16 protein-coding genes and 2 pseudogenes are annotated in these 22,350 nt (G+C 50.2%); 9 read left to right on the top strand and 9 right to left on the bottom strand.

The annotated features are described in order from the left end of the window. Window positions 1-132 precede the first annotated feature (132 nt). Entirely contained in the window at window positions 133-1,638 is a 1,506-nt protein-coding gene (locus tag H141_RS0104530; protein ID WP_026349229.1) for a DUF3612 domain-containing protein, read from the bottom strand. A 232-nt stretch (window positions 1,639-1,870) separates the two neighbouring features. Here H141_RS0104530 and H141_RS0104525 point away from each other — a divergent pair, with 232 nt between their 5' ends. The 3 genes from H141_RS0104525 (at window position 1,871) to H141_RS21080 (ending at window position 3,797) form a co-directional block, all read left to right on the top strand. Next, window positions 1,871-2,761: a hypothetical protein gene (locus H141_RS0104525; RefSeq protein WP_019675055.1), complete on the top strand. Its 891-nt coding sequence runs from the start codon at window positions 1,871-1,873 to the stop codon at window positions 2,759-2,761. Beyond that, window positions 2,736-3,422 carry a CPBP family intramembrane glutamic endopeptidase gene (locus H141_RS0104520; RefSeq protein WP_019675054.1) on the top strand — a complete coding sequence of 229 codons (687 nt, stop codon included), beginning with the start codon at window positions 2,736-2,738 and terminating at the stop codon, window positions 3,420-3,422. The genes H141_RS0104525 and H141_RS0104520 overlap by 26 nt, the downstream gene beginning before the upstream one ends. Before the next feature lie 111 nt (window positions 3,423-3,533). Further along, window positions 3,534-3,797: a LuxR C-terminal-related transcriptional regulator gene (locus tag H141_RS21080; RefSeq protein WP_338021164.1), complete on the top strand. Its 264-nt coding sequence runs from the start codon at window positions 3,534-3,536 to the stop codon at window positions 3,795-3,797. Between the two features lie 19 nt (window positions 3,798-3,816). On the opposite strand, the gene H141_RS20740 is transcribed toward H141_RS21080, so the two are convergent. The 4 genes from H141_RS20740 to H141_RS0104495 form a co-directional block, all read right to left on the bottom strand. Continuing rightward, entirely contained in the window at window positions 3,817-4,716 is a 900-nt protein-coding gene (locus H141_RS20740; RefSeq protein WP_157610736.1) for a DUF418 domain-containing protein, read from the bottom strand. Next, a complete protein-coding gene (locus H141_RS21075; protein ID WP_083923029.1) occupies window positions 4,704-5,045 on the bottom strand; it encodes a DUF418 domain-containing protein in 342 nt (113 codons plus the stop codon). The genes H141_RS20740 and H141_RS21075 overlap by 13 nt, the downstream gene beginning before the upstream one ends. Window positions 5,046-5,373: 328 nt before the next feature. Further along, complete coding sequence (locus tag H141_RS0104500; protein WP_019675051.1) at window positions 5,374-6,867, bottom strand: serine hydrolase domain-containing protein; 1,494 nt, start codon at window positions 6,865-6,867, stop codon at window positions 5,374-5,376. A 92-nt stretch (window positions 6,868-6,959) separates the two neighbouring features. Next, window positions 6,960-8,120 (bottom strand): retropepsin-like aspartic protease, encoded by a 1,161-nt coding sequence (locus tag H141_RS0104495; RefSeq protein ID WP_019675050.1) that lies wholly within the window; start codon window positions 8,118-8,120, stop codon window positions 6,960-6,962. 592 nt (window positions 8,121-8,712) lie between these two features. Between H141_RS0104495 and H141_RS0104480 the strand changes: the two genes are divergently transcribed. Further along, complete coding sequence (locus tag H141_RS0104480; protein ID WP_019675049.1) at window positions 8,713-9,225, top strand: aldolase/citrate lyase/malate synthase family protein; 513 nt, start codon at window positions 8,713-8,715, stop codon at window positions 9,223-9,225. 87 nt (window positions 9,226-9,312) lie between these two features. Here H141_RS0104480 and H141_RS0104475 read toward each other — a convergent pair whose 3' ends face one another. Then, on the bottom strand, window positions 9,313-10,368 hold the full coding sequence (locus H141_RS0104475; protein WP_019675048.1) for an alkene reductase: 1,056 nt from the start codon (window positions 10,366-10,368) through the stop codon (window positions 9,313-9,315). Window positions 10,369-10,607: 239 nt separating this feature from the next. Between H141_RS0104475 and H141_RS0104465 the strand changes: the two genes are divergently transcribed. Beyond that, window positions 10,608-11,684: an efflux RND transporter periplasmic adaptor subunit gene (locus H141_RS0104465; protein ID WP_026349228.1), complete on the top strand. Its 1,077-nt coding sequence runs from the start codon at window positions 10,608-10,610 to the stop codon at window positions 11,682-11,684. Next, window positions 11,681-14,752: an efflux RND transporter permease subunit gene (locus tag H141_RS0104460; RefSeq protein WP_019675045.1), complete on the top strand. Its 3,072-nt coding sequence runs from the start codon at window positions 11,681-11,683 to the stop codon at window positions 14,750-14,752. The genes H141_RS0104465 and H141_RS0104460 overlap by 4 nt, the downstream gene beginning before the upstream one ends. A gap of 54 nt (window positions 14,753-14,806) precedes the next feature. On the opposite strand, the pseudogene H141_RS22080 reads toward H141_RS0104460, so the two are convergent. The 3 genes and pseudogenes from H141_RS22080 to H141_RS0104450 form a co-directional block, all read right to left on the bottom strand. After that, window positions 14,807-15,739, bottom strand: a pseudogene (locus H141_RS22080) (phytase); the annotation flags it as partial. Window positions 15,740-16,030: 291 nt separating this feature from the next. Next, window positions 16,031-16,429: pseudogene (locus tag H141_RS22075) on the bottom strand (phytase); the annotation flags it as partial. 304 nt (window positions 16,430-16,733) lie between these two features. Further along, the gene (locus tag H141_RS0104450; RefSeq protein WP_019675043.1) at window positions 16,734-19,253 is read right to left on the bottom strand and encodes a TonB-dependent receptor; all 2,520 of its coding nucleotides are present in this window, start codon (window positions 19,251-19,253) and stop codon (window positions 16,734-16,736) included. Window positions 19,254-19,454: 201 nt separating this feature from the next. Here H141_RS0104450 and H141_RS0104440 point away from each other — a divergent pair, with 201 nt between their 5' ends. From H141_RS0104440 to H141_RS0104430, 3 genes are read left to right on the top strand one after another with little or no spacing between them, the layout of a single operon-like run. Further along, window positions 19,455-20,351, top strand: coding sequence for a GGDEF domain-containing protein (locus H141_RS0104440; RefSeq protein ID WP_019675041.1), 897 nt, complete (start codon window positions 19,455-19,457; stop codon window positions 20,349-20,351). Then, the gene (locus H141_RS0104435) at window positions 20,351-21,385 is read left to right on the top strand and encodes an AraC family transcriptional regulator (protein WP_019675040.1); all 1,035 of its coding nucleotides are present in this window, start codon (window positions 20,351-20,353) and stop codon (window positions 21,383-21,385) included. Before H141_RS0104440 ends, H141_RS0104435 begins: the two co-directional genes overlap by 1 nt. A 24-nt stretch (window positions 21,386-21,409) precedes the next feature. Then, window positions 21,410-22,330 (top strand): metallophosphoesterase family protein, encoded by a 921-nt coding sequence (locus tag H141_RS0104430; protein WP_019675039.1) that lies wholly within the window; start codon window positions 21,410-21,412, stop codon window positions 22,328-22,330. The last annotated feature ends 20 nt before the right edge of the window (window positions 22,331-22,350 follow it).

The raw sequence follows: 22,350 nt of genomic DNA, 5'->3' as shown, positions 1-22,350 counted from the left end.
CACTTGAAGTTGCAGCGGTGTTGGCTGCACTCACTCACCCCAATCACATAGCTTACCTATGTTCATGGGGATTCTCTCACTTGCCGCCTACCTGCATCTTCAACTGGTTTGGGTATAAAGTTTGGGTATATGTTAGTTGCTGGGACAGGAGTAGCAGCGTGGGCTGCGTGGGCAGCTATTGCCACGGGCACAAATTAACTGCGCCGGTTTTTGCAGGCTACGCGCTACCCAGTTGATATTCAGAATATTCGCCACACTGGTCAGTGAAGTCTGAATGGCCTTTGGCACCTTAGCGCCACCTGCACTGTTAATACACAGTTGCTTTAACTCGCTGGCCATCGCATCGGCATCGACACCCTGCGCTAACAATGCCGGGTTAAGGTCAATGCCGGCGCACAACACATGGTTATTACCGGCTAAATCGCTGACTTTGGTCGACTCGCAGCAGTAAATCCGCGGCTTGCCGTTAACATCCAGCAAAGATAACTGGGCTGAGCTTGCCACGCCGTCAACATCAAACATCCGGAACACCGCCCAGTGCTGGCACGGGTCTTCCACCTGGCGCATATTGCCCCACGGCAGCGGTATGCCATTGCCACGATATACCGCCTTAAGTTTGCCAGGGGTATAAGCATCAAAGTAATGCCAGTGAGTATAGGGTGATACTGCGGTCATCCGCCGCATAGCTACTGACGCCGACACACCCGCCTGCTGATGGCTGCTGATTTCATAGCCCTGGCGATCCAGCAGCTGGCGAAACGGTAGTTTGGGGCACAGCAGCGCCCCGGCAAAAAAGCTGGATTCAAAATCACGCCAGGCGTGTAATATATCTTGTGGTTGTACAGCGGTAGATTGCGACATTTCATCATCGTGCGCCCCGCCCACTGTCATACTGCTTTTGACCCCATCTTTATTGTGCAGCACCGTATGGCCAATGTGTACCGCCAGCTCGTACTTCAGGCGGGTGGGGAATTGCTGCAGCAAGCGGTTTAAATGCAGGGTGGCTGGCGGGGTGAAAAACGAAGTCGACACGTTTTTTGACAACACTCCTAACTCATCCAGAATTTCTTTCGGCGGCTCGGTAAACCAGCTTACCTTCAACCCCAGTTGTTGCACAATGGCCAGCAGTTCATCGACACTTAGCGGCATGCGCTTTTGCCCCACTTCTTCAGCAGCACGTTCCAGCTCTGGGAAATGGTTCTGGTGATGCTCCTGATGGGCCCGAATTAGCAATTGGGCAAATTGTTTACCACTGGTACCGGTTTGCGACAGCATTTCCGGAATAGCAATTTGCAGAATATCATTCGAGAATAAAAAGCCCGGCTCCAACGCCATACCGCTAATGCCGCCGCGGCTGCCTTTTTGCGGGGTTAAATCCTGACCTTCATCTTCGCCATCTAAAAACCAGTCGAGGTCTTTTTGAAACACTTCGGCGATCACCTCCAGCATTTCTATGCCGGGCGTACGTTTGCCGCGCTCGATCATTGACAAATAGGACACCGACGGCGCCTGTTCCGGGTTTACCCGGATACAACGGGTAGACAGATCTTCCATGGTTAAGTTATTGCGCTTTCTCAGGTTTCTGATTTTAGTACCTAAAAAGTGCGACTTTCTGAGCAGGCTTTTGTTTGCTTTCATTTTGTAAAATTCATACTGTAAAATTTTTATTGTGAAATTATGCTGATTTTTAGCCTAGACTAGTTTTTAACCGATAGCAACAAGCTCACTAGAAGCAGGAAAATAGAGAAGCTGTAAAAAACACGCCAAACCAAAGTACTATGCCAAAAGTCATAACTGAAAAAGTGACTTTTGGCACTAACCGCCTTTCCACTGAGTTGTTAAGCTGAATAAAACAAACAGAGGAAACACCATGCAGCTTTCACACATCTTTTTGGCACTGACGATTACGGCAATAACAAGCTTTGCTGTTGTTGCCGGTGCCGGCAGCCCGGCCGAATTACAACAAGCTAAAGCCATTATGGCGACAGATCTTAATCTGGCTGAAAAGCATATCGAAAGAGCCCTGGCTAAGGCTCCTCAAAATGCCGAGGTGCAGTTTATTTGCGGCCGCATTATGGGGCAGCAAGCAGAAAATGCTATTTTCTCAGCACTTAGCTACGCGAAAAAGTCATTACGCTGTTTAGAGCAAGCGGTAGCATTACAACCGCACGATATCAGCTATCGCAAAGGGTTGATGTCATTTTACCTTGGCGCACCTGGCATTGCCGGTGGCGATAAACAGCTGGCGTGGCAAGAGGTGGAGCAGATAACGCAATTAAACGCCCTGCAAGGCACACTGGCCAAATTGAGTTATTACCGCCAGACCGAACAAACAGCACAGTACCAACAATTGCTGGCACAAAGCCGGGAAAACCATCCTGAACAGGCAGAATTTCATTATCGACATGGCTTAGTTTTACAGGAAGACAAACACTATGCAGACGCCTTTAATGCTTTTGCGGCAGCTACCCAAGCAACACTGGATGAAGAGGGAATTTACCAGTTTAATGCCTGGTATCAGATTGGCCGCACCGCACTGTTCAGTGAGCAGCAACTAGAAAGCGGAATTCAAGCATTAAACAACTATATTGATAACGCGCCAAAGTCAGATAATTTACCTGATAAACACTGGGCACATTTTCGCTTGGCGCAATTGCATAAGCTTAGTGATAACAACACCATGATGCAGCAGCATCTACTGCTGGCCATTAAGAGTAATGATAAGGAGCTGCAGCGTGAAATCAGACGCTTACAACGCTAAACAAATTCCAAAGCCTGCAGGTTTGCTCTGCATTGCCGCGCTGCTGGTATTTTTACTGATGGAGTTACCGGTGCGGCTGTGGCTGCAACCGGATCCCTGGTTATTAAATGCCCAGCACTGGTACTTTAACCAACCGCTGCGGCTAGCAATAGAACTGACACTGGTTATGTTATTGGTTGCCGCTGTTAGGTGGACGAATCCGAATATACTGCGTTTAGAACGCAGCCAGACTAAGCTGCTACTTGGCTGCATGCTGGCCAGTGCCATGTTATTTGGCTCACTTGAAGCAGAGCAGTTGTTAAGCAGCTTTTCTGCCGGCTTGTGGCTGTGGCTGGCATGGTTTGCAACCGGCTTCTGTATCGGTATTGGTCAGGAGCTTTTGTACCGCGGCCTGCTGTTTAGCAGCTTAAATCGTTTTATGTCGGTAACGCTGGCTGGCGTTATAACAACGGTTGCCTTTGTTATAGCACCGCTGCATTCGGTAAGGTCGTGGCAATATCTGCAACAAGAGCACTTTACCGTGGTAGCTGTGCTAATTGCTATCTATATTGGTGCCAGCACGTTTTTTCAGTGGCTGCGTAATCATACTGGTAACGTTATTGCGCCAGCACTGGTGCATGGTGTCGGCAATGCAATCACCTGGGTTGCGGTGTTTGCCTAAGCTTTCTTTTTACTAGATGAAATAACGTTTGACCTGATAGCAAACCTGGCCGTGATTGGCATTAATGCCCTGCTATCGTGGCACGACGGTATGTAACAGTTAGAGAAGAAGCTGCGTATACTGTTATCACATCATGTCGACCACTTACCGCTATATCTCCCGAATACAAAACAAGTTGCTGCAATACAGCCAGGGCTAACCAAACGTGATATGAGTATTTTAGCCCTTGCCAGTTATGGCCTGAGCCATAGCGAGATCGCCAAGGCTGTTGAAACAGGTATTGGCGCCATTAAGAATCGTTTATCCAATATCTATGACAAAATAGGCGTAACCAACAGACTGGCAGCTTTGACATTATTGCAACAGCGCGATTAGCCAGTGTCAATTTAAACCGTTACTTCTTAAACGGCTGGCGGTACCCATAGGTAAGGCTTCGCCACGCCCACTCCAGTGGCCCAAAATGATATTTATTTAACCACAACGGGGAATACCACAACTGTAACACCCACACCAACAACACAATCACCAGCTGCTGCCATCGTTCAACCGCACCGAACAGCCCCAAACCATGACCGTAAAATATGAAGGTGCAGAATACAGAATGGCAAATATAATTTGAGAACGCCATTTGCCCTACGCTTGCCAAACGACGCTGCAAACCCTTGAGTAGCGACTTAGCCAGCATTAAGTTAATCACCCCAATGTAGCCCAGGCAAGTAAACACACTACCCCAATAGTTAAACTGATTGCCCCAAAACATCGAATAATTCAGCTCGAAGTTGTTTTCAAGGTTTTTAACAACACCATAGCTCGACAATGAAAGACCAATTCCACATCCAACGATAGCTAATACAAGGTAGAATTTGTTCGATCTTTTACCGAGCAAAATGCCACTCTTATACAACGCCATTCCCAGCAGCATCATGCCGCCGGCACGCCAGAGAAACGTCGTCAAAAAAAGCTGTGTTTCGAAAAAAAGCGCATCCGCTGAACGCTGCTGAAACTGTGCAATCGGATTTCCCAGGTAGGCATTAATTTCCTTGCGCAACACTTCAGCATCAGGCTGCCAAAACTTCAGTATGTCATTTAAGCTTTCCTGAGGGATGTAATTATTATTAAGCGCAAAATGCACGAACAAAGAATACAGTGATGCAACTGCCAGTAGAATCACCGCCGATATTGTTAAGAAACGGGGGGAGCGATTTCTAAACCAATATACCCAAAAAGCACACAAGGCATAACTAACTAATATATCGCCGTACCAAATAAAATGGGCGTGGATTAAACCAAACACCAGCAACCAAAAATTTCGTTTGTAGTGCAAAGCTGAAGACTTGCCGGTTTTTCCATCGCTCTTTCTGCAAAAAGACACACTCCAGCGCCAAACAGAATCGAAAATAACCCCATAAATTTAGCATCGGCAAAAACATGACTGAAAATCCATACGATTTGGTTGACACCCTGTAAGTCGCCCCAAGTTGTAGGATTTAAATACGCCGCACCAGGCATCGCAAAACTTTGAATATTCATTAGCAATATCCCCAGAAGAGCCACTCCTCTGAGAATATCCAACTGATTTAATCGCGCACCTTGGTTAATGGGGTAATCTGTTTGAATGTTCATACTTGTTCTCTAGCTCAATAAAATATCAATCATTAGTGACTCAGCAAACGGTGTTGCACCACCATGCTCCTGCGCCTCAGCACCTTGTGTTTAAAAATCACAATAATTACTTCCGTATGCTAGTTAACCGCAGTCAATACGGAATGGGCATTATTTAGCATTATCGTGTTAAGCACATGTGCAGGAAGTCATGTTTAAATGCCTCTGCGAATCAGCAAAAAACTGAGCAACAATATTTTGTTTGAGGTATCAGTAAAACTGGAGAAGGGCAGCGGCCGCTGGGCTGGAAAGGCGGCTAGCTGGCTCAGCTAGCCTGGCGCGTTGGCGTTTATCTCGTTAACACCGTATCCATATAGCGTATGCTGCTTACCTGACCTTGGGCATCTCGTGTAAAGAATACCGGCTCGTAGTCCGACACCGGCGTTTCGTAAGCTGCCAGGCTATTGGTAGTTATTGGTTTAAGCTGGCGAACCAGGGCGCCAATTTGCATTATTAACTGGCCATCCTTGAAGGTAATTTCAGCTGCCACCGGCAGCTCATCACTGACGTAGTGCCCGGCAAACCGACCAAGCTCACTGGCTGTAGCTTGCCAGGGAGCGCCCTTAAATACTTCTGCTGCCAAACTCTCGCTGCGACTCAATTGTCTTCTGGCGATGAGGCTGTTACGGAATTCATGCATTTTAGCTACCAGCTCATTCTGTTTTTCTGGAGTAAAAGCTTCACCCGTAACGTCCTTAATATAGTTGACAATTAGCTGCCGGTTTAGCCAATGGGTAACATGGTCAGAACTGGCGGCAACCGCTATGCCAACTTCAAGACCAGGCACCACAGCCATCAGTGACTGAGAGCCGGTATAACCGCCACCATGCATATACACCTTATGCTCATTTAGATAGCACACATTCCAGCCTAATGCGTAACCGTCACACGGCAAGTCGTAGGCATCATGCTGGCGTAGGGTATAGCGCTGCTCTAAATCAACCAACGGTTGCCAGTTCTTGTGTTTGAGCGATGCTTTAAGCCAGCTGGCCATATCATTGGATGACACCGACATACCGCCAGCGGCATGCATAATGTCGTCAGTCTTGTTAGGTAATGCATGCCAGTTGCCAATATCGATAAGCTGGTGTGGCTGCACTACCTGTTTTAATTTAGCATTTGAGGTGCCAGAATTAACCATACCAAGTGGCTGCAAAACTTGTTCATCTAGCCATTGCTGCCAACTTTTACCCGTTTGCTGCTGCAGTGCCGCAGCATAAACACTGTAACCCAGGTTGTCATATTCAAAGCCAGGCGTTCTTGCCGTGGTAGTGGCTTCTAATATTGGCAAGTAATAATCTTGCGGCAATGCACCCACGTACGCTTCTAAAAACGTAACAGGAAAAGCATTTATTGGCAGCTGATGATTTAACGCGTCGGCCAGCGTTTTATTTCTAAGAATAGTGTTGCTGCTAAATACAGAACCGGTCCAAATATCACTCAATTTGGTCTCTAATGGCAATATACCCTGCTGGCTAAGCTGTGTTGCCATGCGCCCAACAAAGGCTTTCGTTTGCGAGGCAATATAAAATGCCGTATCGGGGGTTACCCTAACCCCTGTGTCAACACTGACGACACCAAACTGTCGATTAAGGATAGTTTGCTGCCCCTTCACAATAACAATACTGTAGGCTGGCACCACAGAATCTAACTGCTGAACCACCTGTTCCAGCGCTGTTGCTGCCACTTCAGCCGGTACTTCCAACACCGCTTTAACAGCACATCCTACTGCAAACATTAAAAACAGGCACACACTTAAACGACTTGCCAGTATTCTAGTCATACATCCTCCATCTAACATTTATTGCTGAACTGCCAGTGTTTTGGCGTTGTTCCAATTAATTGTGCATTTACAGTAAAACAACAGCAGCAGGGCTACTGCTTGATTTCAATTATTTCGCCTTTTGTGGTTTCAAGCGTAAGGGTGTCGTTACCAAGCAAGCGGTCAAGGTTGCGGAAATAGTCACAAAAATCGCTGTATAAATCGTTTGGTTTTTTGCCGTTAATGGTGCGTATGCGCTCTCCAAGTTTGAACGGATGCGATGTCAGCGCGCGATTAACAACCCATTCGTTATTATCTGTGATACCAACCACAAACGACCTTGGAGAATCCACTTCAACTTCAGTGCGTTGTGTTAAGTAAATGGCGTCTTGCTGATAATCAAGGTAGACGTCAAAGTGCTCCAGTACATCGTTGCCTAACAGCGCTTTATCTAAACTGGAGAATTCAACAGGTATGGTCGCGGTTGATGCGCCAATTTCAACATCAAGTTCTTTAACAACAATCTCATCTTGGTTGGTACCAAAGATGCCCGATGTAGACTGATCGACAATATTCATAGCAACATCGGCATCGAACCTGTCAGCGAGATTTCTCGGCAATACCAAGCCACCGTTGAAACCGGTATCAAACAGCACGCCACCAACCTCTAAACCGGCAATTTTTAATTGAATGGCAGGCACTGCAGATAAAGTAGGGTGCTTGAAGTCAATCTTTGTCGCGTTATCAGGGATCGCCAAAGGGTGCTCACTGATAGCCAAGGTTTGTGCTTGGTAGTCTATCTTCCAGTATCCTCTGCTCATTAAATTTGCCCCAATCAGTCCCTGAGGTGCAATACACTGTGTTGCCGAGCTGTCTCCAAAGGTTAATATACCCGCACTGGTTTTGGTAAACTTAGCCTGACCTAACCTTAACTCAGGTATCTGCGTGACCGAGACTTCACCATCAACGCCTTGTGCTGTGGTAACTTTTTTTGTGGTGAGCGGACTAAGGTTTAATGATTGCGCGAAAGACCGTTCAATTTTTGAGTCGAATGCAGCCGTGTCTAACAAAAATAGCCCTGATTCTCCACCAATGTTGGCCCGTACTATAATCAGGTCTTTTTCGTACTCGAAGTGGACGGTTACAGGCGTATCGGCTTCTAAATCGCCCGTCAAGAGTAGCTGAACATTCTTTAGGTAGCCGTATCCGGAGGTCAGCAGGCTCAGTAATACAACGGCCAGTAATACAACAGCGAGTGTTTTCATTTTCATCATGTTTTTAACCTGTTTAGATTCGCTAAACTTCAACCATTCTGAATTAAGACAAAGTCAGCCAATAGTGCCAGAAGTCACTAATTGCGAGCGGCTATAAACCAATCGAGATCTTTTTGAGATAGTTCGGCGATCACCACCAACATTTCTATGTTGGGCGTGCGTTTGCCGCGTTTAATCATTTACAGATAGGACACCGACGGCGCCGGTTCCGGGTTACCCCTAATGCAACGGGTAGACTGGCCTTCCATGGTTAAGTTATTGCACTTTCTCAGGTTTCTGATTTTAGTACCTAAAAATTTTACTTTCTGAGCAGGCTTTTGTTTGCTTTCATTTTGTAAAATTAACACTGTAAAATTTTTATTGTGAAATTATGCTGATTTTTAGCCTAGACTAGCTTTTAACCGATAGCAACAAGCTCATTAGGAACAGGATAACAATGAAGTTGCACAGAGCACGACTTGAAATTCCTGCCGTGCTCGCCACAGCAACTCGCTGCTGACGCACCCGCTCAGACACTCTGTGGCTGCGCCAGCAGGATTCCAAGCCTGCTTAGTGAGATTTACCAATACCCGACAAAAACGAGGATAAAAACATGACTACACTGGCCCCAACCCACAGCCAAAACACGCCAAACCAAACAGCCTGGATGGCGACCGAGCTTAACGTGATTAATCAGCTGAATGAGCGCCATGTCAAGCAGATCATGGATTACTCGAAAGGCTTCCTGGATAAAACCTTTCCATTAGCGGAAGGCTCGCACAAAGATGTAGTGTGCTATATGGTGTATTTCCAGCACCTGCTGGCGTTTTTTGCCGACGGCAGCAAAAGTGGCCTGCAAAATCCGGCGCAGTTTGTGGCACTGAGCGGCCACCGCGAAGCACCGGAGTCGCTGGTATTAGTAAACGAAGGCCGTCATGTAGAGCTGGTGTTGAACCGCCATGGCTGCAACGGTGAAAAAGACTGTGCCGGAATTGATGACATTCAGCTGCAGGCAAAACAGCCCTCAGAACCTTGGTTCAGTATGCTGACCGGTAAGCAGGTTAATAAAGGTTGCCAGAGCGAAAAACGCTTTACTGCCAAAGATGGTGGCCTTTACCAGGCGTGAGCATGCAAACCTGAAAGTTTCAGCGTCCAGAACAGGACGCTGAGATTTATTGAAACCTAATCACGAATGCGTAACATGCCAGCTAGATTATTCAGCAAGAGCCGGATAATCAGTATAGCCCTCAGCACCGCCGCTATAGAACAATTCTGGCTTTGCGGTATTTAGTTCAGTGTTGCTGGCAAAACGGGCCACTAAATCGGGGTTGGCAATATAGGGCACGCCAAACGCCACGGCATCAGCATCGCCGCTGGCAATCAGCTTATTGGCACTGGCTTTATCAAATTTTTCGTTGGCAATATATACGCCACCAAACAAATGTTTTAGTTTTGGTCCTAAGCTGTCAGCGCCCTGCGCTTCGCGGGCACAGATAAAGGCAATATTGCGCTTAGCCAGTCGTTGCACCAGATAACCAAAGGTATCGCTACGCTGTGAATCGCCCATACTATGAGCATCTGCTCTGGGCGCAAGATGCATGCCGACCCGGCCTGGGCCCCACACCGATATTACCGCATCGGTCACTTCCAGCATTAAGCGGGCACGATTTTCAATGCTGCCGCCGTACTGATCGGTGCGCTGGTTACTGCCGTCCTGCAGAAACTGATCGAGTAAATAGCCATTGGCGCCATGTATTTCTACGCCATCAAATCCGGCCTTTTTGGCATTTTCAGCTCCCAGCCGGTACGCCTCGACAATGCCTGCAATTTCATCAGTTGCCAGCGCCCGTGGCGTAACATAAGCTTTCTTTGGTCGCAGCAGGCTAACGTGACCTTGTGCAGCAATGGCACTGGGCGCCACCGGCAACTCGCCGTTTAAATAGTGCGGGTCTGAAATCCGGCCTACATGCCATAACTGCAACATGATCCGGCCACCCGCCTGATGCACAGCAGCCGTGACTTTTTGCCAGCCGGCAACCTGTTCATCTGACCAGATACCCGCAGTGTCCGGGTAACCTACCCCCATCGGCGAAACGGACGTGGCCTCGGTAATTATCAAACCCGCGGTAGCACGCTGCTGGTAATATTCTGCCATCAGCTCATTTGGCACCCGGCCGGCATCGGCGCGACAACGAGTTAATGGCGCCATAATGATCCGGTTTGGTAACTGTAAATCACCCACTTGAATAGGGTCGAATAAAGTGGCCATAACATGTCCCGTTAGTTAGCAATTACAAAATTTAACGGCAACAAAGGCACCGATAAGCTGACAGAGTTAATTGGTCTGCAACCATTAAAAAACAAGGGGCCGCCAACATACATTGCAACCATGACATGTTAAACTGGCTACATTTACTTACAGATATCAGCTTGCTTACATTCATTGATGTAGGTATTTTTCAGCTGTTAAAATTGCCATTCTGTCTATTGTTACGCCAAGGATCGCTCATGTTTAAAAAGCTAGCTGCCTCTCCTGTTATGATTGCCGTAATTTTAGCGCTGGCGTTGCTGCTTTGGTTGCTAAGTGGGGATAACTACCGTGCTAAACAGCAATCACCTGCCGAGCAACAGCCGCCGGAGCAGCAACTGGCTCTGGTGGAAACCCGCTGGTCGGACGCCGGGCCTTATCAGCTTACCCGGGTGGCGCAGGGCCAGGTTTTGCCTTGGCGCAGTGTCAGCATTAAATCACAGCAAGCCGGTACTATAGTTGAGCTGCTAACCCGCCAGGGCGACAGGGTGCAACAGGGCCAAAAGTTGCTGCGACAGTCTGATGAAGGCCGCAGCGAAGTATTAGCTCAGGCCAGAGCAAATTTAACTTTAAGACAAAACGAGCTGGCCAGTGCCCGCACGCTGAGCACCTCACAGTTTGTCTCAGAAACAGAACTCACCCGACTACAAAGTGAACTGGCCCGGGCTGAAGCTGAGCTAGAAAGCGCCCGCCTGGCGCTGGCCCAGATTGAACCGGTTGCGCCTTTTAATGGCGTGATAGACCGGCGCTACGTCGAAGTGGGCGACATGGTGCAAGTTGGCACTGAGTTACTGCAATTAGTGCAGATAGATAAATTAAAAGTTACCGCTCAAATTCCGCAACAGCATATCGCAGCATTGCAACCGGGCCAGAGTGTGAAGCTGCGGCTGCTCGATGGCAGGCAACTGAGCGGCGAGCTCAGTTTTATCAGCTATGCTGCCGATATCGCTACCCGCAGTTTCTACATTGAAGTGACAGTTGCGAACCCTGAACTGCTGCGGATTGCCGGCGGTAGCGCCACTGTTGAAGTGCAACTGGAACCGGTGCTGGCGCATCTGGTTTCACCGGCACTGTTAAGTCTGGATAGCAGTGGCAAGCTGGGCTTGTCGGTAGTGGATGACCAGCAGCAAGTGGTATTTTATCCGGTGCAAATTATTACTGCTGACAACAACGGGGCACGCGTAACCGGCTTGCCCGAGCGTGCTCAGATCATTACCCAGGGCGCGGGCTTTGTAAAACCCGGCGATAAGGTGCAGGTGGCAGAGGCTAAACCATGAATGCCATTATTCAGGCGGCGATCAACCGCAGCCGCGCCAGCTTAATGCTGCTGCTGTTTTTATTTATTGCCGGTATTACCGCGTACCAAACCATTCCGAAAGAAGCCAACCCCGATGTTGCCATTCCGATGATGTATGTATCGATGTCACTCGACGGCATCAGCCCGGAAGATGGCGAGCGTTTATTGGTAAGGCCAATGGAGCATGAGCTGCGCTCGCTGGAAGGGATTAAGAAAATGACCTCCACCTCCAGCGAAGGCCATGCCTCGGTAATGCTGGAGTTTGATGCTGGCTTTAATGCCGAGCAGGCCCTGGCCGATGTGCGGGTAAAAGTAGACGCGGCCCGCGCCAAACTGCCGGGCGAAGCCGATGAGCCAACCGTTAACGAAATTAACGTCGGGCTGTTTCCGGTACTGTCGGTTGGACTATCCGGCCCTATCTCTGAAAGTCAGTTGGTTTACATTGGCCGTCAGCTGCAGGAAAACATCGAAGCTATCCCCGAAGTGCTGGAAGTTGATATTGGTGGCGACCGCGAAGATATGCTGGAAATCGTGGTCGACCCGCAAGTGCTGGAGGGTTATGGCCTTGATTACCAGCAGCTGTTCAGCCTGGTCTCAAATAACAACCGGCTGGTCGCCGCTGGTAGCCTGGATACCGGTGCCGGCCGCCTCGCCATGAAAGTGCCGGGAGTAATTGAAAACCTTGACGACGTGTTGTCGATGCCGATTAAAGTCGACGGCGATACTGTGATTACCTTCGGCGATGTCGCGACCATTAGCCGCAGTTTTAAAGATCCGCTCGGTTTTGCCCGGATTAACGGCCAGCCAGCAGTAGTGTTGGAAATCAAAAAACGGGCCGGCGCCAATATTATTTCCACCATCGAGCAAACCAAAGCGTTAATCGATCAGGCCAGTACCCAGTTTCCAGACGGCATGCATATTAACTACATTATGGATCAGTCAAAAGAAGTGAAAAACATGCTGTCAGATTTACTGAACAACGTGTTAACTGCTGTGGTTTTGGTGCTGATTTTAATTGTCGCAACCATGGGGGTGCGCTCTGCGTTGCTGGTGGGTATCACCATTCCCGGTGCCTTCTTTGCCGGCATTCTGATGATTTTCGCGCTTGGCTACACCATGAATATTATTGTGCTGTTTGCACTTATTCTGGTCGCCGGCATGCTGGTAGACGGTGCGGTGGTGGTCAGTGAACTGGCCGACCGTAATCTTGGTGAAGGTCAAAAACCAAAACAAGCCTGGGCCAACGCGGCCGGCCGGATGGCCTGGCCTATTATTGCTTCTACTGCCACCACGGTAGTGGTGTTTATGCCGCTGTTGTTCTGGCCTGGTGTGGTAGGCCAGTTTATGAAGTATCTGCCGGCGACGGTGATCCTCTGTTTACTGGCATCGTTGTTTATGGCGCTGATTTTTCTGCCGGTAATGGGTGGCATCAGCCGCGCCCGGCCTGCACCCCATAACGTCGAAGCCAGCCGGGCAGGTTTGGCCTATCGTAAGGTACTAAGCCGCTTGCTACGCCACCCCGGCCTTACCCTGGGCGGTTTGCTGGCTGCCATGGCGCTGATATTTGTAGGCTACAGCAAGTTTAATCATGGCCTGGAGTTTTTCCCTGAAGTAGAGCCGGAGTCAGCCCAGGTATGGGTGCGGGCCCGTGGCGATATGTCTATTTACGAAAAAGATACGCTACTGCAAAAGGTAGAGCAACGGTTGCTTGGTTTGACTGAAGTAAAAGCGCTGTATGCCCGCTCTCTGGCCAGCAGCAGTGGTGAGCTGGCGCCCGATGTGGTCGGCACCCTGCAATTTCAGTTTATCGACTGGTTTGAACGGCGCAAAGCGGCCGCCATCCTGAACGACATGCGCCAGCTTACCAGCGACATTCCCGGTATTATTCTGGAGTTCCGCCAGCAGCAGGAAGGCCCGGCCGCCGGTAAACCGGTTGAATTGCAGGTCAGCGGCACAGATGCAGCAGCAACGGAGCACGCAGTCGACCTGATTATTCGCCAAATGCAGCAAATGGAAGGTTTTCTCGATATTGAAGATGATCGCAGCCTACCGGGTATTGAATGGCGGATTGAAGTAGACCGCGCCGCCGCTGCCCGTTTTGGCGCCGATGTACTTACCGTTGGTAATGCGGTGCAAATGGTCAGTAACGGCTTATTATTGGCCAAGTTCCGCCCAGAATATGCCAGTGATGAAGTGGATATCCGGGTGCGCTTTCCAGAGCAGTGGCGATCCTTGGATCAACTGGGCCGCTTAACCATTCAGACCATGCGGGGACAGGTACCACTTAGTAATTTTGTTGAACTGGTACCCGCCCCAAAAACCAGTGTTATCAAACGGATAGACGGTAATCGGGCGATAACGATTAAAAGTGATTTAACGCCCGGCGCGCAGGTTAATGAGCGCTTACAGGCGTTACTGGCCAGTGATCTTAAGCTGCCAGACAATGTTAAGGTGAAAACGGCCGGGGAAAGTGCCGACCAGCAGGAAGCCATTACATTTTTAATCAGCGCTTTTATTACCGCAATTTTCCTTATGCTGATGATTTTGCTGGTGCAATTTAACAGCTGGTACCAAAGCTTGCTGGTACTGTCAGCCATTGTCTTTTCCACTGCCGGGGTGTTGCTGGGCCTGCTGGTTAACGGTCAGAGCTTTGGTATCGTGATGGTGGGCATGGGCATCATTGGCCTGGCAGGCATAGTAGTAAATAATAATATCGTGTTAATCGATACCTTTAATCAGCTGCGACAAAGCGGTATGTCGGCAATCGAAGCTGCGCTGGAAACCGGCTGCCTGCGCTTACGGCCGGTATTGCTAACCTCTGTCACCACGGTACTGGGCTTAATGCCGATGGTATTAGCAGTAAACGTTAACTTGCTGGAGCCAAGCCTCGGCTTTGGTGCTCCCTCCACCATGTGGTGGACCCAGTTATCCAGCGCCATTGCCGGCGGGTTAACCTTCGCAACCTTACTTACCCTGTTTTTAACCCCCTGCATGCTGGTGCTGGGTGAAAAACTGCATAATTGGCGCAAAGAAGAATATATAGAATAAAAAAGCCCCGTTCAGTTTAGCTGAATGGGGCTTTTCACCTGCGCGAACAGTTTGTTACTTCAGCTGTTGTAATAGTGCGTGCCAGGGCACCAGCTTCAGGTTCTGGCCTTGCTCCGGCATCCGGTTACGGCCATCCTGTACTACCAAGGCTCCCTGTTCAAAACCCGGGCCCAGCGAGCGGGTGGTAACCTCTAAGCCATCAGTTTCTGAGGCACCATCTATCCCCAGTTGCGGATTGGTGCCTATTCTGAAATGTAACCGCTCAGTATAAGGTGGCGCCGCATCATAAATCAGATAACTGTCATTGCCCTGGCTGGATACCAGCAGATAACTATTACCGTTATGTTCTGCCAGCGCGATACCTTCAATGTCATCAACCAGACGCTCCCCCTCAACCCGCAATATTACCTCGCCGGTTGTTGGTGCATCGGCTGCAGCTGCAAAGCGCCAGATAGCCTGATCTTCTTCACCAACGAACAAAATGCCGCGTTTATCATCCGTCACGCAGCCCTCTGGTTGGCTGGGTACTTGCAGCGAACGCACTAAAACCCCTTGCCAGTTCATGCCATCACTATCAATCCGGTACTGCTCAATTAAGCCCGCTTTGTCATTTACAAACACATAGTGCGCACCACTGCTGTCGCTATGGTACTGACACAGGCCATAAATTTCACTCATTGAGGTGGCAACCTTGCCAGCATTATGCAACTTGCCCTGCTTATCAATAGCAAACAACTGCAAGGTGTTGTCATCCCTTAAGCTGGCCACAGCAATATCGTGAGGTTGGCCCTGCCAGGCCAAATCGTAACGAACATCAACATTGTTCAGGCGCCCCACTGTTAAGCGCTGCACCCGCTTGCCCTGCATATTGTAAACGTCCAGTCCGGCGCGTTTATCGGTACCCAGAATAAGGCTCAGCTCAGGCTTAGCCGGATGATGCCATACTGCCGGGTCGTCCATTACATCACCGCGCTGACTGGCGGCTTCGGTCTGTAAGGTTGGCATTACCTGTACGAGCGGTGCTCTGCTGCTTCGGGCGGCAGCAACAGGCAGCGATAAAGATAGCTGCTGCACTGGGCTGGCATCTTCACTGCTGACAAATAACGCGGCCTTATTGGCTTGCAGATTGACGGAAAGACCACTTGCTTCAGGCAGCGCCGGCACCCGCAGGGTAGTTAACAGATCTCCGCTACCGCTAAGCTGCAGTATCCGGGCAGGCTGTTCTTCCAGTGCCAGTAAACTGCCATCTGGTAACAGCTGCAACGCTTTTACTTCGCCCTGTAACTTGCCAAAAGGGGTATTTACCTGCACCAGACTGCGACCTTCATCAGCCTCCGGTTCTGCCTGATAGCGCCAGATTGCCCGATCAGCTTCAGCAATATATAAGGCGCCAGTAACCGGGTCGGTTACACAGGCCGTGCTGTCGTAAGGCACATTTAATTCACGGATCACCAACGGCTCTGCCAGCCATTGCTGCTGTTGTTGTAACAACAGCTGGTCGGCGCCACCGCGGCCACCCAGTAAAAACAGGCTTAACTGCTGGTTCTCACTACTTTGATAAAAGCACAGATCATCCACTACCCTGCTGCTGATCAGTTGTTGCCGGATAAGCTGCAATGACTCGCTGGCCTTTGAGCTTACCTGCCACAAATAAAGACTATTGTTGTTTGCATCCATTGCCGCCAGCAGTGCAGTATCCTCGTCAAGTGGTTGCAAAGTGAGCCGGCCGAAATTACCCCCGACCGCTGCCAGTTGGGTAGTGCCTGTAACTAACTGCAGCTGAGACTCGTTAGTTAGTACCTGATACTGCTGACCAGCCAGTTGGAATTGGTAATAATGGCTGGCACTGACAGTCAGCTGCTGTGGCGCTATAGTTGACCGCGACTGTTCCAGCTGGCAGCCACTTACCAGTGCTGCCAATGCCAGACTCACTGTGCTGCGGATCAAAACTTTTTTAGTTAATAGCATCGTCTAATCCCTGTTACCAGTTAGTGATCTGCAGGCCCAGCACCACAGTGCGACCATACTGTTCATATTGGAAGTTATAAGGCTTACGGCCGGTGTAGGCGTAGTACGGCTCGTCATTTAAATTGATAACATTAAAATACAGCTGCATACCACGGCTGAAGGTCCATTTACTACTGAAGTCTAGCTGCAGATGATCATCAGCATAAACGTCATAGGACGCGTCACTGACGTCGCCGACCTCGGCCAGATACTTCGATTTATAATTCGCAGCCAAACGCAGGCTCAGGCTGTCAGTCTCGTAGCCGATGCTAAGGTTAGCCGTTTTATCTGACTGGCTGGGCAGTGCCACTTCCCGGCGCAGTAAACTACCATCGTCAAACCACTCAATATCTGCCGCTGAGTCAGTAAGAGTCAGGTTAGCCGATAGCAGCAGGTGATCCAGCCAGTTACCAAAACCTGCCAGCTGATGCACCGCATTTAATTCCAGACCATATAAATCGGCGCTGCCGCCATTAACATAGGTTTCGGCTTTGGCAAAGTCAGCATACTCACCGCGCCCGGCTAAATCGGCTTCATAAATAAAGTTATCAATCTGCTTATAAAACAACATAGCCGACAGTACACCAAGCTTATCGGCATAATGCTCGATGCCCAGGTCAAAATTGTTTGACGTCAGCGCTTTTAAGTCCGGGTTACCGAATGCGGCTTCCAGCTCATCATCGTCACGTTCCAGAATAAAGGCCGGCGCCAGCTGTTCGAAGTTCGGCCGCACCAGGCCAGTGCTGAACGCCGCCCGCACTATGCTGTTCTCTGCCAGGTTATAGCGCCCAACCAGCGCAGGCAGCCAATAGCCTTCGCTGCTGCTTTGCCGGTTGGCACTGAACTGGCCGGTGCTGTCATCATAACGGGTGCCGACGGCATCACGCTGTTCATGCTCAAAGCGCACCCCACCAACCAGCTGCCAGTTTGCATACTGCCACTGCGCCATAACATAGCCGGCGCTGATATCTTCATCCACCTGATAATCGTTAATTTGTGATTCGACCTCATCAACAAAGTCCGCGCGGTTAAGCCCTGCCACTAACTGATAAATAGCCGCACTGCTGACCGCCGGCCCCAGGTTACTCAGACTGTAGTCCACCATGCCACCGGCATAATCACTCATAGTTAGTGCTGTGACACCCTGCTCGGCAAAATCTTCAAATAACCAGACATCTTCGGCCGCTGCTTTTTCCCGCTGACTGAATTTAACCCCAGCTTTCAGTTGCAGGCTGTTGTCGCCGCGCAGCATTTCGCGGCTCAGATCAAACTTAATATTACGCTCGGTCTCTTTGGTGTAGGTATCACCCATTTCCACTTCTTTTAGCTCATAGCCGTCTGCCAGATACGCATCGGCCGGCGCATTCAGCCGCAGTATATGGCTGCCGCTAAAACCAACTGCATCATCAAACGCCTGCTCAAAGTCGGCCGCGCCGATATTAAACGGGGTGTCTTCGTCGGCTTTGCTGGCCCCGGCTTCCAGTTGCCATTCCCAGCTACCGGTAACCTGGCGGGTACCCAGCACCAGAGCTGCAATGCTCTGCGTCTCTTTGCGTTGTTTTAATGATCGCAGCAGTTCAGCTTCACCGCTGGCACCAGGCTGTTGCGGATCAGCAAATTCGACCACCAGCCCCTGGCGCTGTTCATTGTCACTAAAGCGGCTGTACAGGCTGCGCAGGTAATATTCATTATTGCTGCCTGGCCGGTAATCCAGATTCAGGGCCAGCCCCAGCCGCTCACGAGTGATGGTATAGTCGCGCAGTTCAAACTCTTCTAAGCCGTCAGCAAAGTCCCAGCTGCCGCCCGTTTCAACATTTTCTGAGCCAAATTTACGCTCGGCAAAACTGGCAGCAATTGCCATCCCCAGGCTGTCTGCTTCGCCACCGAAATCCAGTATTTTACTGAACACGCCGGACACTTTGGGGCTGGTTTTCGACTGTTGCTCGTTGTAGCCCGTCTCTGCGGTAAAAGAGTAAAAATCGTTGCTGCGATCAAAGGCTGACAAGCTTTTTATTTCGACTGTACCGCCCAGAGAGCCGGCAGCCATATCAGGGGTCAGGGTTTTATTCACTTCAACCGATTCCAGCAAGTCCGACGGGATCACATCCAGCGCCACTGCTCGTCGGCCCGCTTCCGGCGCGGCAAGTTGAGTACCGTTGTAAGTTACCGAGTTGTAGTCCGGTGCCAGGCCCCGCACCCGGATAAAACGGCCTTCACCCTGATCCCGCTCTACCGACAAGCCCGCTAATCGTTGCAGAGCTTCGCTGACATTACTGTCGGGAAACTGGCCCATTTCATCGGTACTGGCTACGGTAACAATACCGGCAGCATTGCGCTGGCGGTTCAGCGCTTTACTTAAGGCACCAAACTGGCCGCGTACTTCAATATGTTCAAGCTGGTCAGTTTCGGTGTCGGCCATTAATTGTGCAGATACGGCGCTGCACGCCAGGGTAATGGCAGATGCCAGCAGGGTAAGACGATAGTTTGGCTTCATAACGTGCTCTCGAGTTGCAATAAATAGTGCAAATTAGTCTGCCGGCACTCTGTGACAAAACGGTGGTTGTGCACAGGGTTGCATGCACGCTGCTGACCCGGGTCTTCAGGGTGCAACAGAGCCGGATAACGGCCGGAATTTGTCATATTGCTGTCATGCCAGCGCCGCAAACTGGTCATTATTTGCCGGAACATTCAGCCTATGTGGCAACAACACCGTTATAAAATGCTATCCAGCTTGCTGTTGCTTGTTAGTGGCCTGCTGCTGGCTATCCATAGTGGCAGCGGCAAGCAAGCCACGGAGTTCGACTGGTTAGATATTCTGGGCGAGGGCACTACCTTGCTGGTAGCCTGCGGCTGGCTGGGGCTTATTATCAGCAGCCGGCCAGCGGGGCGGGTAACCGAATGGCTGTATTATGGCAGCCTGCTATTAGTCTACTCCTACTTTCTGGACTTGCTGGACGAGTTTATCCGCTATCCGGACACTATCCGGTTGATGAGCTGGCTGGAATCACTACCCGCGCCGGTTGGCATGCTGATCCTGACCTACGGTCTGGTCGGCTGGCACCGCGAACAACGGGCCATTAACCGCCAGCTGCAGGGCCGCGAGCTGTTTTTACGCCAGCATCAGTTGATTGATCCGTTAACGCAACTCTATGGCGCGGCTTATTTGCAAGCAGTGCTGCAACGCGAGATTGAACTGCACAAAAGCCAGCACAAGGCGCTCAGTTTGCTGGTAGTTGATATCGACAATTTCATTCAGTTTAACCGTCAGCATGGCATGGCGGCCGGCGATGCGTATCTTAGCCAGTTAAGTGAATTACTCAGCAGCCAGTTGCGGCACAGTGATCTGGTATGCCGCTATGCCGGTGATCGCTTTATTGCCCTGCTACCCGAGACGGCCGAGCCGCAAGCATTGATTATGGCGCAGCACTTGCGTCAGCAATTGCTGCAGCTGGCTGACAGCCAAAACGAACCGGCTACCACCGTCGTTGCTCTGGCCGTTCGACAGGGCAGCACTAAAGCGGCTTTTAAGGCCGCAGAGCAGGCACTGGCAGTGGCCAAGCAGGCCGGTAACTTCAGTCACAAACCTGCCTGATGAACGCGCGCAGCTTTGGTTATCAGGATAAAATACTGCTATTACAGCACGGTAGCAGCGAGTTGCTGGCACTGGCACAGCGCCGCGGGGCGACGTTAAGCAAACTGCTTACCGGCACCAGCATATTCGAGCAGGACTTACATAAACCGCATGGCAGGCTGCATCATGCCGACTGGCTTAAATTACTGCAAAATTGTCAGCAGCAACTGAACAGCCCGGAGCTGCCTTTTTTGCTGGGTAGTGCCATCTTAAACAGTCATTATATTTCGCTGTGCCAGTGTTTGCAGGCCGCTAAAAATCTGCGGCAGGCTCTTGCACAATTATGGTATTTTCGACATCAGTTGTTCCCTGCAGTTTACGCCTCTGCATACCTGAAGTCACAACAAGTCGTTACCATCGAGCTGCGACCCGCTATCGGCCTCGGTAATCAGCAGCCGTTTATGGTTACTGTCCTGTGTTCATTGCTGCTGACCTTAATCAAGCAGCAACTTGGCAGCAGCCAAGATATTCAAGTGCAGTTGCAGTCAGGATGTGACGCTTTACAGTTACAGTCACAACTGCATTGGGATTGCACTGTCAGCTTCAGCCAGCCATGCGACAGTATCAGTATTCCGCTGGCACTGTGGCAACAAACTTTTACCGATGCTGATCCTGAACGTTTCCTGGCCGCCCGTCGCAGCTGTCGTCAGCTGAACCGGGTGCTGGCAAAACAGCGCGGCTTGCTGGAAAACGTCTGCAGCATGCAACAACTCGCTCTGCCGCACCTGCTTAGTCAGGAGCAAGTAGCCGGCGCGCTGGGGCTTACCAGTAACAGCCTGAAGCGCCAGCTTAGCCTGCATCAGACTAATTTTGCCCGGCTGTTGGATCAAATCCGGCGCGATCAAGCCCGCCGTCTGTTGCAACAAGGCCATTATTCTAACCGCCAGTTGGCGCAACAGCTGGGGTATTCCGATGAGCATAATTTTCGCCGGGCTTTTAAGCGCTTGACTGGCTTAATACCTACAGATTTTAAAGGCTTATTCAATTTCAATTAACCGCCACATCAATAAAGGAACCTTATGAAACCTGTTAAAACCAAAACCTGTAGCTGGAAACTGCTGCAACTGACAATCTTAGGCGCCATTTTTGGTACGCTACTTAGCGCATGTTCAGGTCCACAGCAGCAAGCAGAGCCAGTAGCTGCCGGCAAAGTACTGAGTTTCGCCGTGCTGGGAGATGCCGAGCCCAAACCTGAGCCGCAGTTTCCGAATGTGGCTGCAGCAGTAGCTGACGTTAATCAGTTAACCGCGCAGCTGCAGCTCGATTTTGTGGTTGGCGTAGGTGATATTGCCCACAAAGGTACGCTGCTGCAGTACGACAACGTTACGCCGGTGCTGCAACAATTGACCCTGCCGTTTTACCCTATTATGGGCAATGAAGAGCACGGCAGCACCGTAGAGCGTTTTCTGGAGTATGCCAATAAGTGGAATCAGGACAAAATCAGCATAGATGCAGCAAGCTATGTGCTGGAATTTGATACTGTGGCGCTGGTATTGGCCTCACCGGATCGTGGCCGCGACTTTAACGACAGCGGTATTGACTGGATGCAGCAGCAAATCAGTCAGCTTTATCCCAAGCCGGTATTACTGGTGGTGCATGGCGCTCAGGCCGGTGTCTACCCTGAAAATGCCGAAAAAGGTATTCAACATCCTGGTTTTGCCGGGGTAATTGCTCAGCCCAATCTGGCTGCGGTAATTTCCGGTGACTTACATATGGATATGGACCGGGTGCAGCATTCAAAACAACTGGGCAAAGTACATTACCTGCATATACCGGGGCTGGAACGGACTAAAATTCCGGATGAAAGCCAGCATACTGCGATGTACCGGGTGTTTAATATCGACAGCAACGGCCTGGTGCAGGTTGATACCTACCAGACCGGTGTAAAACAGCCACTGGCGCGACATGCCTATCAGTTCAGCTTAAGTGGCAATCAATAGTTATTTCAGCCGTGAAATTG

Origin of the sequence: Arsukibacterium perlucidum DSM 18276 (assembly GCF_000382165.1) — a bacterium.
Lineage (GTDB): Bacteria > Pseudomonadota > Gammaproteobacteria > Enterobacterales > Alteromonadaceae > Alishewanella > Alishewanella perlucidum.
This window is presented reverse-complemented; position numbering and strand designations above follow the sequence as displayed.